We start from the raw sequence: 12323 nt of genomic DNA, 5'->3' as shown, positions 1-12323 counted from the left end.
AAGGGGTGGGTTGATGCACCGCGTGGTGTGCACCGAGTTCGGCGGTCCCGAGCTGCTGGCGGTGCTCGAGGAACCGACACCGGAGCCGGGCCCGGGCGAGCTGCTCGTGCGGGTCGGGGCGGCGGGGGTCAGCTTCGTCGACGGGCTCATCGTGCGCGGCGGTTACCAGGTCAAGCCGCCGCTGCCGTTCACCCCCGGCAGCGCGGTCGCGGGCGCGGTGGCCGCGGCGGGCACGGGCGCGCCGATCGCGCCCGGGACGGCGGTCCTCGCCCCGATGCGGAGCTTCGGCGGCTTCGCCTCCCACGTCGTCGTCCCCGCCACCGACGTCGTACCGCTGCCCGACGGCGTCGACGGCGCCGTGGCCGCCGCCGCGGCCGAGAGCTACGCGACGCTCGTCTTCGCGGTCACCCACCGGGTCACGATCGGGGCGGGGGAGTGGGTCGTGGTCCTCGGCGCGGGCGGGGGGATCGGACTGGCCGCCGTCGACGTCGCCCGCAGCCTCGGCGCCCGTGTCGTCGCTGTGGCCTCGTCGGAGTCGAAGCGGGCCGCGGCCACGGCGGCGGGCGCCGAGGTGGCGATCGACTACACCGACCTCAAGGACGGCATCCGCGCCGCCACCGGCGGCGGGGCCGACGTCGTGGTCGACCCGGTCGGCGGCCCCGCCGCCGAGTCCGCCCTGCGGGCGCTGCGCGCCGGCGGGCGGTTCTGCGTGCTGGGCTTCGCCTCCGGGGAGATCCCGCGGCTGCCGGCCAACATCGTGCTGCTGCGCAACCGGTCGGTCATCGGGGTGGACTGGGGCGACTGGGCGCGCGAGGTCGGCGGCCCGGAGGGCAACGCCGCCCTGCTCACCGACGTCGTCGACCGCATCGGACGCGGGGAGCTGCGGCCGCCGGTGCCGGAGTCGGCGCCGTTGCGCGAGGCCGGGTCGGTGCTGCGCCGGATCGGCGAGCGGCGGGTGACCGGGAAGGTCGTCCTCGTGCCGTGAGGTTCGGGGGTGGTCCTCCCGACGCTCGCCGGCACGGTCAGAACGTGCAGCGGAACACCCGCATCACGTCGCGCACGGCGGGGACGGCGCTGAGCAGCCGGTAGAGCGTCCGGTGGCCCCGGTCGGGGATCTCGGCGTACTGCGCCACCACCGCCACCGTCTCGCGGTGGGTCAGGCGGGGTTCCCAGCGCTCGAGGTCGCGGCCGTCCCGGATGGCGGTCCGGTGTCGGGGGAAATCCCCGCGGACGCGCTTCGAGGACCGCTGCGACGCCCGGACGGCCCACGGGGCGAGGCCGTCGGACAGCAGCTCACCGGTGCCGAACCGGTCGACCACCCGCCCCAGCAGCTGCCCGATCTCGGGCTCGGTGAGGTACATCAGCAGCCCCTCGGCGACGATCAGGACGGGTGGCCCGGCCTGGATCTCGTCGAGCCACCCCGGGTCGGTCACCGACGCCCCGATCGTGCGGTACCAGGACGGCTCGGGGTAGAGCCGGCGGTGGATCCCGATCACGTCGGCGTGGTCGACGTCGATCCACCGCACGTCGGGCGGGAGGGCGAGGCGGAACGCCCGGCTGTCCAGGCCGCAGCCGAGCTGGACGACGCTCGCCCGCGGGTGCCGCTGCAGGAAGCCGGTCGTCCAGGCGTCCAGTTGCCGGGCTCGCAGGGCGACCGGGAACCGGTTGCCGGCGACCCCCGGTCGCTGCAGGGCGCTGAAGTCGTAGGCGATGCGGTCGACCACCTCGGCGGCCACGGTGTCCCCGAGGACCGGCCGGCGCGACCGGCTGTCGAGCGCACGCAGGTAGAGGGTCGCGAGCATCGTCGTCTGCACGCCGGTGAGGTCGATGGCGTCGGTCATGGCCGGCCGTCCTTCCCGCTGCGGTACTCGGCCCAGCGCTGCGCGAACTGCTCGTGCACGTGCTTGTCGGAGAACTCGCAGAGATCGCGGAACTCCTCGATGCGGTCCCGCTGCTCGGTCTGGTCCGGCCGCAGCAGCGACAGCCCGTACTCGGCGGCGTCGATCCCGGCGCGCATCCGGGACAGCTGAACCTCGACGACGCGGGCGAACCCGCCCGGGGTGATCCGGTAGTGGTGCCGGCGGGTCGCGGTCGGCAGCCGTTCGACCATCCCGCCCTCCTGCATCATCCGGATCACCGTGCTGACCGAGGCCTTGCTCACCCCGAGCGCGATGGACAGCTCGGTCAGCGACTGGTGGGCCGGCTCGCAGATCATCAGGCGGCCGTAGAGGCGACCCATCGTGCGGGGCGCGCCGAGCGTCTCGAAGAACAGGCCGAGCCGGTCGACGAAGGCGTTCTCGTCCTCATCCATCCACATATCCACCAGATCGTTCAGTACGTTGTGAACGATCCTCCTGCAATGCTCCGAGAGCGTCAAGACCTGTCCGGCCGGCTCGCCGGCCGCCCGCACTCCCGCGCGCCTGGAAGGTCACGCTGCAGCCGTCCCGCCGCGATCTGGCCACCAACCGCACCCAGCTGCGTCAGATCGGGCGCTGCCGCGACGAGCCGCGCTGGCCGGGTCAGGACGTGAAGGGCAGCTGCCCGAGGAGCAGTAGCCGATCGTCGGGGCTCATCCGCCTGCGCGCTGCTGCTGGCCTCGGCGCTGCCGGGCTCCGTTCTTGCCTCCGGGGCGCCTGCGCGGCGGGCGACTTCGGATCGAGCAGGGGCTTCGGGAGGGTGGTGGGCACCTGTGCCCACGGGTCGGCGCGGAACACGGGACACACTCCGGCCGGGGTTGGTCTGCGGTGGTCGAGTCGAGTCCGGGCGTCCGGGTGGCGCGGTTCTGGGGTGGCGTCGGGGTGTGCGTTCTTTGTCGAGCCAGGCCGGGGGTATGAATTCGGGTAGGCTGTCGCGGGCGATGCGTACGAGCCATTCCGTGGAGTGGATCTCTTGGTGGTGCGTCCAGCACAGCATGACGAGGTTGTCGGTTTTGGTGTGGCCGCCGCGGGCCCATTCTTTGATGTGGTGGATTTCGCACCAGCTGGGTGGGCGGTCGCAGCCGGGGTGGGCGCATCCGTGGTCGCGGGCGACGATCGCGCGGCGGATGGGGAGGGGGATGGTGCGGGCTTCTCGCCCGATGTCGAGGGGTTGGCTGTCGCCGTCGAGGACGATGGGGATGACCTTGGCGTCGCAGCAGAGTGCTCGGAGTGCGGCGGGGGTGGGGGTGTCGCCGAGGTCGAGGCAGGCGGCGCGGGCGCGGTTCTCCAGGTCGGCCAGCCTGACCGTGAGGGCGATGTGGGGGCGTTCGCCTGCCTTGTCGGGGAGGATCTTGTCGCCGTGGGTGGCGACGAATCCGCACACCTCGGCGAGGGCGTCGGCGTTGCGTTCGGCGGCGCTGCGCGGGTCCTGCGCGGTCAACGGGGTGGCCTTGGCGTCGATGACCGTGGCGATCATCGCGAAGCGCACCGGGTCAGTGAACACCCCGGAGATCTTCCCGCCACCACCGGGCAGCGGGGTGAGCCGTAGCTCGTTGACCTGCACGGGTTCCCGGTCGTCGGGTTCGGCGCCGTCCTGGTCGTAGGCGCGCACCAGTTCGGCTCCGAACCTCGCCAGTTCGGTCGGGGTGCAGGTGTCGGCGACGGCGGCGATCTGTTCTTCGATCCCGGCCCAGGCATGCGGGGGGATCCGCCGCGCCGCGGGCGAGTCGAGGAGCCGGGCGATCAGATCGACGTGCTGCAAGCTGGCCGCACCGCTAGGAGCTGTCCTCAAAGCCACATCTTGAGGGTCGCCAGGTCGATCATCCCCTGGTAAGAGATGGCGGTCTTGTCGTAGCGGGTGGCGATGGCCCGGTACTGCTTGAGCCGGTTGAAGCAGCGCTCAACCACGTTGCGGCGCTTGTAGGCAGCCTTGTCGAACACCGGCGGCCGACCACCAGCAGAACCACGGCGAGCACGGTTGGCCTGCTGGTCACGCCGCTCCGGGATCGTCGCCCGGATCCCGCGCCGACGCAGGTAGGCCCGGTTCGCGCGGCTGGAGTAGCCCTTGTCCGCCAACACCCGGGTAGGCCGGGTCGCGGGCCGCCCGGGTCCCGGCCGGCGGAACTCGACCTTGGTCAGGACCTGCTCGAACACTGTCGTGTCGTTGACGTTCCCGCCGGTCAACACCACCGACAACGGACGGCCGTGGCCGTCGCAGGCCAGGTGGATCTTGGTGGTGGTGCCGCCGCGGGACCGCCCGATAGCATGATCAACTGGTTCGTCGTGTCCGCTGCAGGACTCGCCCGCCCCCTGTGTGAGACCCGGCGGCGGCCGTCTTGTCGGCGGTCTTGTCGGCGGTCTTGTCGGCGGTCTTGTCAGCCGTGGTGCGGGCGCCGGCGGCGTGCTGATGAGCGCGCACGATGCTGGAATCCACCGAGACCTCGCGGTCGAGCTCGTCGATCGCCTCGGCGATCACCCGCGCCTTGGCCACCAGCATCGTGAGGGTGCCGTCGCGGGACCACCGCCAGAACCGGGTGTAGATCGTCTTCCAGGGCCCGTAGCGCTCGGGCAGGTCCCGCCAGGCGATCCCGGTCTTGGCCTTGTAGAGCATCCCGTTGATCACCCGGCGGTCATCGGCCCTTGGTCGGCCCTTCGTCCCCGAGGGTGGGAGGAGGGGCTCGATCGCTTGCCACTGCTCGTCGGTCAACTCGTGCCTGCGCACCACAACCCAAGATCAAACCAGGTCAGATGAACCTGCTTTGAGGACGCTCCCTAGTGAAGGCGGCGGCCATCGCCGGTAGCAAGGGCGGCAGCACCTGGCCCTGCAGGTCCACTCGGGCGGCGACGTGGTCGGCGGCCCGCACGATCTCCCGCGCCCGCCCCCGATCCACCGTCAGCACCGAGGCCACCGCGGAGTCGGGCCGCCGGTGTCCGGCGGCGGCGAACGCACCGCTGCGCTGCAACACGGCCACGGCCTCGACCTGCACCTGCGATATGGCCCGGGTCAATTCCCGGGTAGCGGCGAGTGCGTCCAGTGCGTCTTGATCGGAACCGTTCTCGCGCAGCCCGGCGGCGACCGCGCGAATGCGGTCGGCCGTGGCGGCGAGTTCGGTCGGAGACATGCGTCGATTCTACTCGAACATTTGTGCGGAGTCGAGGAAGGATCGGGACCACAGGATAGTCGCCGCGCTCGCAGGTGAAGCGTTCACTATCGCAACCAGCATCTCGGATCGGGGACGGCCGCCAGCGCAACCACTATTCGTTTGTTATCGCAACAGGGCCACCGCCTAACCGAGACGGTGCCGTCGGTGCGCGCATCACTCGCAGTCGAGCAGCAGTTCTGCAAGCGGCCGCCGCGCGCGCGGTGCGAGTCGGGTGGCGGGGTGGTCGTCGGGGATGCGGGCGGGCTCCAGCGGTACCCCGAGCGCGGCGACGGCGAGCGGGACGACCCGGTCGGGCAGCGGGGGCAGTGCCGCGGGGATGAACCCGCCCATCTGGCGCACCGCCAGGCCCATGGAGTGGGCCTGGGCCGACAGGTGCGCGGCGGCCTGGCCGGTGTCGTAGAGCGCCCAGCGGCGCGGGACGCCGTCGGGGCCGGCGGTCTCGGCGGCCACCAGGACCAGTGCGGAGGCGTCGCGCGCCCACAGCCGGTTGGTCGGCTTCAGCGCGGCCGCGAGCGCCTCGTACGCGCGTTCGCCGCGGCGGCCGGCCAGGAAGCGCCAGGGCTGGGTGTTGGAGGCGGAGGGGGCCCACCGGGCCGCTTCGAGGATCGTGTCCAGCTGCTCGGCGTCGATCTGGACCGTCGGGTCGAAGGCCCGGGGGCTCCAGCGCTGGGCCAGGATCGGGTGCAGTGCGGCGCGCGACTCGGTCTCCACGGACCCCCCTCTCGTGCTTGATTGCTCAACATCGCAACTCCCGGTGGGGTCCACCACTTCCCGGATGGTCGCAGCTCACCCCACTGCGCGCCCAGGTGCGCAGCACCGCGCGGCCCGATGATCGCGCTGTTCGGACGGGGATTCCAGCAGCTGACCGAGCGCAGCTCCGCCCGTACGCACTGCAGCCGCCGTGTCGACCGGCGCCGGCGGGTCAGCGGGCCGGGGCGATCGCGTCGGTCAGCCGGGCCAGCACGACGTCGACCTGGTCGAGCGTCGCCTGTGGGACCGCCTTGGACCGCAGCACCTCGACCAGGATGCGCGCCGCGCGGTCGAGGTCGGCGCGCGAGATCGGCTCACCGTGCTCGTCGCGCACGTCGGCGTGCTGGTCGCGCAGCCTGCGCAGCATGTCGACGGTGACCCCACCGCCGGTCACCGTGATCAGCACGGCGAGCGAGTGGTTCTGCAGGGCGGTGGGGTCGGCGCCGCGGAAGTAGCCGGCGATCCGCGGGTCGCGCATCGCGGCCCCGCAGAACTCGCTGGTCACCTCCGACCAGACGTTGCCCGCGGCCGGGTGGAAGTGCACGAGCCAGTCGCGCAGCGGCACGACCGCGCTGCCCGAGGTCGCCGTGGTCACCGGGTCGTTCTCGACCATCGGGGGGTCGACCAGCACCCGGTCGCCGGGCGGCGGGGGCGGTGCCGGGGCGGGGTCGCCCCGCGGGAGGGCGGCCGCCCGCCGCCGCGTGGCCGCGTCGACCCGGTCGGCCCACCACCACCCCACGACGAGCAGTACGACCACGAGCGCGAGCCCGAGGCTCCACAGCGGCTCGACACCGGCGAGCGGGCCGGCGGACGCGCGGCCGGTCGCGGCGCTGGCCGCGGCTGTGGTCATGGTGGGGCCTGTCGGGTTCCGGGGGAGCGTTCGATGATCTTCGGGCGACGTCTGGAGCGAGCGTTCCAGACAGCCCGGGACCGCGCCAGGAGGACAGGCCGAACGGCGCAGTGGCGGACTCCGTCATCACCGCGTCGGGACAGGTCCAGGCGGTCCAAGCGCCACTAGGGTCGGCCCATGGCCGTGCCCGTTCCCCCGCACGCGCCAGCGGCGCAGGGCGAACGCTCGCGCGAGGAGATCCTCGACGCCGCCGAGCGCCTGATGGGCACCCGCGGCTACGCCGCGACGTCGATCTCGCTGCTGGCCAAGGCCTCCGGGCTGCCGCCCAGCTCGATCTACTGGCACTTCGGCTCGAAGTCGGGGCTGCTGGGCGCGGTGATGCAGCGCGGGGCCCGGCGGTTCTTCGCCGCCGCCACCCCCGACCCGCCGGCGTCGCCGCCGGAGCCGCGCGAGCGGTTGGCGTTGTTGGTCGGGCGGGTCGTGAGCGGCATGCGCGAGCACCCGCGGTTCCTGCGCCTGGTCGCCTTCCTGCTGCTGGGCGGCGACGGCGGCCACGACCAGCACGAGGCGGTCGCCGGGGTCCGCGCCGAGGCCCGCGGGCTGGTCCGTCGGGGGCTGCTGTGGGCCTACTTGCCCTGGGGCGAGCCGCTCGCGCGGCGCGTCGCCGACGAGCTGACCGACACCGCCCAGGCCCTGTTCGACGGCCTGTTCCTGACCACGGCGGGCGGCACCCCGTCGGCCGCCGTCGCCCGCGACGTCGAGGCGGCCCTGCACGCCCTCGCGGAGCAGGTGCGCGACGGGCCGGAGCGGAGCGGCGGCCCCGCGGTGAGCGCGGGCCTCAGCCCGAGAGGCGGATGCTGAGCTGGGCGCGCCGCGGTCAGCACGCACAGGTGGGCCACCCGCCCCGCCAGTGCCGGTAGCCGGCCGCGGCCACGACGTCGCCGCCGTCGCGCAGCAGGAACCCGGCGACGTGATGCCCGCCGGCCCGCTCTCCGCGGCGTCGGCGCCGTCGACGGAGCCCAGCAGGGCGGCGAGGTCCGGGTGGTCGGCGGGCAGGTCCGGCACCGCGTCCGACGGGTCCGGTGCCCGTCGTGGTGGGCCGGCGCGGCGGGCCCAGCACCTCGCCGACCGGGAGCGCGGCGCGCAGCCGGCCGGGGTGGGTCAGCTCGGCGCCGGACAGGCCGTCGAGCGCGCCCCGGACGACCGGCGCCGACGCGTCCACCGGCACCGTGCTGATCGCGGAGCCGCCCAGCGCGACGATCCCGACCCGACCGGGCGGGCACAGCCGGGACCCCGCCGACGTCGCCACCGCGGCACCCCGCTCGGGGAAGGCCAGCGCGACGCCGGCCGGCCCGACCCACGCGCGGCGGGCCCGGTCCGGCAGCGGGTCGGCGGCCACGGCGCGATCCTCGCAGACCGGGGACCGCCATCCTGTCCCCGGCGCTCAGGCCGGGGACGTGCCGAACCGGTACACCGACCGCGCCCGGTAGGTCGCGCCCGGTCTGAGCACGGTCGTCGGGAACTCCGGGCGGTTGGGCGAGTCGGGGAAGTGCTGCGGCTCGACGCAGAAGGCCTCCCGGCGGCGCGCGGTCCCGCCGTCGTGCAGTGCGAGCGTCCCGTCGAGGAAGTTGCCGGTGTAGAACTGCGCGCCCGGCTGGTCGGTGAACACCGTCAGGGTCCGGCCGCTGGCCGGGTGCCGGACGTGGGCGGCGGCCGGGAGCGGCTCGTCGACGCCGTCGGCGAGGTGCGGGCCGGACCCGTCCAGCACCCAGGTGTGGTCGAAGCCGCCCGCCACGTCGAGCTGCGGGTCGCTGACCTCCAGCCGGGCGCCGAGCCCTGTCGGCTCCCGCAGGTCGAACGGGGTGCCGTCGACGGGGGCGAGTGCGCCGGTGGGCAGGAGGCGGTCGTCGACCGGGAGGAACCGGTCGGCGAAGACCGTGGCCTCCAGGTCGCCGACGGGCTCGGGGGCGCCGGCCAGCGTGAAGTAGGCGTGGTTGGTGAGGTTGACGACGGTCGGCGCGTCGGTCGTGGCCAGGAGCTCCACGCGCAGGTCGGGCCCCGAGACGGTGTAGGTGACCCGGACGTCGAGCCGGCCGGGGAAGCCGTTGTCCCCGTCCGGGCTGACGTGGCGCAGGGTGAGGGCGACGCCGTCGTCGACCGCGTGCGGCGCCTCTGCGGTGAACTCGGCGTGGTCCAGGGCCCGCTTGCCGCCGTGCAGGGCGACCGTGCCCTCGTTGCACGGCACGCTGTACTCGACGCCGTCGAGCACGAAGCGGCCGTCGCCGATGCGGTTGGCGAAGCGGCCGACCGTGGCGCCGAGGTAGTCGCGGTCGCTGTAGTAGGCGTACTCGTCCAGCCCCAGCACCACCTGCGCCGCTCGGCCGTCGCGGTCGGGCGCGGCGAGCCGGGCGATGCGGGCCCCGTGACCGGTGATGCCGACGGTGAGGACGGAGCTGCGCAGTTCGATCATGGCCACCTCGATGTGAGCGCTAACACGCCTGTCGAGGATGCCGCAGCCGCGTGACCGGGGCAACCCGGTCGGGGCTGCGGCGGCAAACGTAGGACGTTAGGATTTTTGCCCGTGGGACTCACAGCGGTGCGCGGAGGACGGCTGAGCGACGAGGTGGTCGCCCAGCTGGAGGGCCTGATCGCGGCGGGGGAGTGGCCGGTGGGCACGAAGATCCCGCCGGAGCCCGCGCTGGCGGCCGCGCTCGGGGTCGGCCGCAACACGGTGCGCGAAGCCGTGCGGGCGCTCGAGCACGCCGGGCTGCTCGAGCCGCGCCGCGGCGACGGCACCTACGTGCGCGCGACGAGCGACCTCGGGGCCGCGCTGCTGCGCCGGGCCCGGCGCACCGACGCGCTGCACGTGCTCGCGGTGCGCGCGAGCCTCGAGCGCGACGCGGCCGCGGTCGCGGCGGTGGAGCGCACCGAGGCCGACGTCGCCGCCATCCACGCCGCGCTGGCCGCCCGCCGCGCGGCGGCGGCCGACCGGGCCGCGTTCGTGGCCGCCGACGTCGTGTTCCACCGCGCGGTCGTGGCGGCCACGCACAACCCGGTCCTCGTCGACCTCTACGCCGGGCTCACCGAGGCCCTGGAGCGCACCGTCGCCGAGGTCCACGCCCACGACGACGACCCCGCGGCCTTCCCGGGGCACGACGAGCTGGCCGCGGCGATCGCCGCGGGCGACCCCGACGCCGCGCGCGCGGCCGCCGACAGCTACCTCGGTGCTGCCCGGGCGATCGTCGAGGGGGAGCGATGAGCGAGCTCGCGAGCGAATCATCGGTACCGCGCCTGCGCGAAGCGCCGACCGAGCGCAGCGAGGGGGAGCGATGAGCGAGCTTGCGAGCGAGCCCGCTGCTCCGCCCGCGCGCACGGCCGTGCGGTGGAGCGCGGTGTGGTTCGCGGTGTCGATCGTGCTCGTCGCGGCGAACCTGCGGCCCGCGGTCGTCGCGGTGGGCCCGCTGCTCGGTGAGATCCAGGCCGACCAGGGCCTGTCCGGCACGGCGGCCGGTGTGCTGACGGCGCTGCCCGTGCTCTGCTTCGGGCTGCTCGCGCCGCTGGCCCCGGTCGCGGCGCGGCGGGTCGGCATCGAGCGGGTGCTGCTCGGGGCGGTGCTGGTGCTGTGCGCCGGCATCGCGGTGCGCTCGGCCGGGGGAGTGGTCGCGCTGTTCGCCGGGACGGTGCTGCTGGGCGCGGGGATCGCGGTCGGCAACGTGCTGCTGCCCAGCCTGGTCAAGCGCGACTTCCCCGAGCGGACCGGGCTGATGACCGGGCTGTACTCGATGGCGATCACCAGCGGCGCCACGCTGGCGGCCGGCGTGACGGTGCCGGTGGCGCAGGCGGTCGGCCTGCAGTGGCGGGGCGCGCTGGCGATGTGGCTGGTGTTCGCGGGGGTCGCGCTGCTGAGCTGGCTGCCGCACGTGCGCCGCAGCGACCGGCCGGCCCGCACCGGCGCGAGCCGCGCGGGCGGCCTGTGGCGCGACCCGGTGGCCTGGCAGGTCACCATCTACATGGGACTGCAGTCGCTGTCCTTCTTCGCGGTGGTCGCCTGGCTGCCCGCCCTGCTCGTGGCCAGGGGCTTCGAGCCGGTCGTGGCCGGCTGGCTGCTGTCGCTGGCCACCGCGTGCGGGATCGTCGGGGCCACCGTGGCCCCGCTGCTGGCCGCGCGCTCCCACCGCCAGCGCGCGGTGGTCCTGGTGACGACGGGGATGGCCGCCGCGGGCCTGCTGGGCCTGCTCCTGGTGCGCGGCGGGGAGGTGCTGTGGGTGGCGCTGCTGGGCGCGGCCCAGAGCGCCGCCCTCGGCATCGCGCTGACGCTGGTCGGGGTGCGCGCGCCGGACGCGGAGCGGGCGGCCCAGCTGTCCGGGATGGCGCAGAGCGCCGGGTACGTGCTGGCCGCGGCCGGCCCGTTCGCGGTGGGGTTCGCGCACGACGTGACCGGGGGCTGGACCGTCCCGCTCCTGCTGCTGCTCGCGCTGCTGGTCCTGCAGGGCTCGGCCGGCGTGCTGGCCGCGCGCGACCGGATGGTCGCCGCTCCCGCGCGGCCCGGCTGAACCACTATGGTGCGCGGACGTACACGCGGAGTCATCAGATGGGGGTCCGGATGACCGAACAGGGCGACACCGGCGGCACCTGGGGGGACATCGACCCCGATCCGGGGGTCGAGCTCGACCAGGACCGACCGCAGTCGGCGCGGGTCTGGAACTACTGGCTGGGCGGCAAGGACAACTACGCGATCGACCGCGAGGTCGGCGAGCAGATCCGGGCCATGCTGCCCGGGATCGTCGACATCGCCCGGGCCGACCGGGCGTTCCTGCTGCGGGCCGTGCGCCACCTCGTCGCCGACTGCGGGGTGCGCCAGTTCCTCGACATCGGCACCGGGCTGCCGAGCGCGAACAACACCCACGAGGTGGCGCAGTCGATCGCCCCGGAGTGCCGGATCGTCTACGTCGACAACGACCCCCTCGTGCTGGCGCACGCCCGCTCCCTGCTGACCAGCAGCCCGGAGGGGGCCACCCGCTACCTCGACGCCGACGTGCGCGAGCCCGACGTCATCCTGGAGCAGGCGGCGCACACGCTCGACTTCGCCCAGCCGATCGCGCTGATGATGCTGGGCATCGTCAACCACATCATGGACGACGCCGAGGCCGAGCGGATCGTCGAGCGGCTCGTCGCCGCGCTGGCCCCGGGGAGCTACCTGGTGCTGGCGCACCCGACCGCCGACATCGACGGCGACGCCATGCGCAAGGCGATGACGTCGATGAACGAGAGCGGGGGGACGCCGGTGCGCGCGCGCACCCGCGGCGAGGTCGAGCGCTTCTTCCGGGGCCTGGAGCTGCTCGAGCCCGGCATCGTCACGCTCGGGCGGTGGCGCCCCGACCCCGTGGAGGTCGGCGGCGTCGAGGACGTGGTGGACGTCTCGGAGTACTGCGGCGTCGCGCGCAAGCCCTGATGCGCCACGAGGCGCTTCGTTATATCCCCGTTATAGACGGGAAGGACTCGGGAGGAGGTCCTTGGGTCTGATGGCTCACCTGGATCCGAAAGGTGAAGGGGACAGTAGCATGCCAGGAAAGCGGCAGTCATGCTCAGGCGTATGAGGTGACGTGCCGCGGGACCCGTGCGATATGGTGAAAGCTGGATTGC

13 protein-coding genes and 1 pseudogene are annotated in these 12323 nt (G+C 74.0%); 5 read left to right on the top strand and 9 right to left on the bottom strand.

Going from position 1 to position 12323, the window contains the following annotated elements:
* Positions 1-13 precede the first annotated feature (13 nt).
* Positions 14-985: a zinc-binding dehydrogenase gene (locus KDL28_RS32795; RefSeq protein WP_252444841.1), complete on the top strand. Its 972-nt coding sequence runs from the start codon at positions 14-16 to the stop codon at positions 983-985.
* Positions 986-1022: 37 nt separating this feature from the next.
* Here the strand turns inward: KDL28_RS32795 and KDL28_RS32790 are convergent, their stop codons facing one another.
* The 7 genes and pseudogenes from KDL28_RS32790 to KDL28_RS32760 form a co-directional block, all read right to left on the bottom strand.
* Positions 1023-1841, bottom strand: coding sequence for a class I SAM-dependent methyltransferase (locus tag KDL28_RS32790; RefSeq protein WP_252444839.1), 819 nt, complete (start codon positions 1839-1841; stop codon positions 1023-1025).
* Positions 1838-2311 (bottom strand): GbsR/MarR family transcriptional regulator, encoded by a 474-nt coding sequence (locus KDL28_RS32785; protein WP_252444837.1) that lies wholly within the window; start codon positions 2309-2311, stop codon positions 1838-1840. Before KDL28_RS32785 ends, KDL28_RS32790 begins: the two co-directional genes overlap by 4 nt.
* A 62-nt stretch (positions 2312-2373) precedes the next feature.
* On the bottom strand, positions 2374-3678 hold the full coding sequence (locus KDL28_RS32780; RefSeq protein WP_252444835.1) for an HNH endonuclease signature motif containing protein: 1305 nt from the start codon (positions 3676-3678) through the stop codon (positions 2374-2376).
* 26 nt (positions 3679-3704) lie between these two features.
* Positions 3705-4641, bottom strand: a pseudogene (locus tag KDL28_RS32775) (IS5 family transposase).
* A 19-nt stretch (positions 4642-4660) separates the two neighbouring features.
* Complete coding sequence (locus KDL28_RS32770; RefSeq protein WP_252444833.1) at positions 4661-5038, bottom strand: hypothetical protein; 378 nt, start codon at positions 5036-5038, stop codon at positions 4661-4663.
* A 195-nt stretch (positions 5039-5233) separates the two neighbouring features.
* Complete coding sequence (locus KDL28_RS32765) at positions 5234-5791, bottom strand: nitroreductase family protein (RefSeq protein WP_252444831.1); 558 nt, start codon at positions 5789-5791, stop codon at positions 5234-5236.
* A 211-nt stretch (positions 5792-6002) separates the two neighbouring features.
* Positions 6003-6680: a globin family protein gene (locus KDL28_RS32760; protein WP_252444829.1), complete on the bottom strand. Its 678-nt coding sequence runs from the start codon at positions 6678-6680 to the stop codon at positions 6003-6005.
* 177 nt (positions 6681-6857) lie between these two features.
* Here KDL28_RS32760 and KDL28_RS32755 point away from each other — a divergent pair, with 177 nt between their 5' ends.
* Entirely contained in the window at positions 6858-7541 is a 684-nt protein-coding gene (locus KDL28_RS32755) for a TetR/AcrR family transcriptional regulator (RefSeq protein WP_252444827.1), read from the top strand.
* Positions 7542-7557: 16 nt separating this feature from the next.
* Here KDL28_RS32755 and KDL28_RS32750 read toward each other — a convergent pair whose 3' ends face one another.
* Positions 7558-8079, bottom strand: coding sequence for a hypothetical protein (locus tag KDL28_RS32750; RefSeq protein WP_252444825.1), 522 nt, complete (start codon positions 8077-8079; stop codon positions 7558-7560).
* A gap of 45 nt (positions 8080-8124) precedes the next feature.
* Positions 8125-9150: an aldose epimerase family protein gene (locus KDL28_RS32745; RefSeq protein ID WP_252444823.1), complete on the bottom strand. Its 1026-nt coding sequence runs from the start codon at positions 9148-9150 to the stop codon at positions 8125-8127.
* A gap of 111 nt (positions 9151-9261) precedes the next feature.
* Between KDL28_RS32745 and KDL28_RS32740 the strand changes: the two genes are divergently transcribed.
* The 3 genes from KDL28_RS32740 (at position 9262) to KDL28_RS32730 (ending at position 12132) form a co-directional block, all read left to right on the top strand.
* Positions 9262-9939 (top strand): FadR/GntR family transcriptional regulator, encoded by a 678-nt coding sequence (locus tag KDL28_RS32740; RefSeq protein WP_252444822.1) that lies wholly within the window; start codon positions 9262-9264, stop codon positions 9937-9939.
* Positions 9940-10009: 70 nt separating this feature from the next.
* Complete coding sequence (locus tag KDL28_RS32735) at positions 10010-11233, top strand: CynX/NimT family MFS transporter (protein WP_252444820.1); 1224 nt, start codon at positions 10010-10012, stop codon at positions 11231-11233.
* A gap of 50 nt (positions 11234-11283) precedes the next feature.
* Entirely contained in the window at positions 11284-12132 is an 849-nt protein-coding gene (locus tag KDL28_RS32730) for an SAM-dependent methyltransferase (protein ID WP_252444818.1), read from the top strand.
* The last annotated feature ends 191 nt before the right edge of the window (positions 12133-12323 follow it).

Source organism: Pseudonocardia humida (assembly GCF_023898865.1).
GTDB classification, from domain to species: Bacteria; Actinomycetota; Actinomycetes; order Mycobacteriales; family Pseudonocardiaceae; genus Pseudonocardia; species Pseudonocardia humida.
Note: the sequence above shows the minus strand (reverse complement) of the source record. Positions and strands in the feature narration are given on the sequence as shown.

Bases quoted from the DNA above. Each gene is read 5' to 3' on its own strand.
- KDL28_RS32785 (WP_252444837.1), bottom strand. From the start codon at position 2,311: ATGGATGAGGACGAGAACGCCTTCGTCGACCGGCTCGGCCTGTTCTTC.
- KDL28_RS32730 (WP_252444818.1), top strand. From the start codon at position 11,284: ATGACCGAACAGGGCGACACCGGCGGCACCTGGGGGGACATCGACCCC.
- KDL28_RS32735 (WP_252444820.1), top strand. From the start codon at position 10,010: ATGAGCGAGCTTGCGAGCGAGCCCGCTGCTCCGCCCGCGCGCACGGCC.
- KDL28_RS32745 (WP_252444823.1), bottom strand. From the start codon at position 9,150: ATGATCGAACTGCGCAGCTCCGTCCTCACCGTCGGCATCACCGGTCAC.
- KDL28_RS32770 (WP_252444833.1), bottom strand. From the start codon at position 5,038: ATGTCTCCGACCGAACTCGCCGCCACGGCCGACCGCATTCGCGCGGTC.
- KDL28_RS32755 (WP_252444827.1), top strand. From the start codon at position 6,858: ATGGCCGTGCCCGTTCCCCCGCACGCGCCAGCGGCGCAGGGCGAACGC.
- KDL28_RS32795 (WP_252444841.1), top strand. From the start codon at position 14: ATGCACCGCGTGGTGTGCACCGAGTTCGGCGGTCCCGAGCTGCTGGCG.
- KDL28_RS32790 (WP_252444839.1), bottom strand. From the start codon at position 1,841: ATGACCGACGCCATCGACCTCACCGGCGTGCAGACGACGATGCTCGCG.
- KDL28_RS32760 (WP_252444829.1), bottom strand. From the start codon at position 6,680: ATGACCACAGCCGCGGCCAGCGCCGCGACCGGCCGCGCGTCCGCCGGC.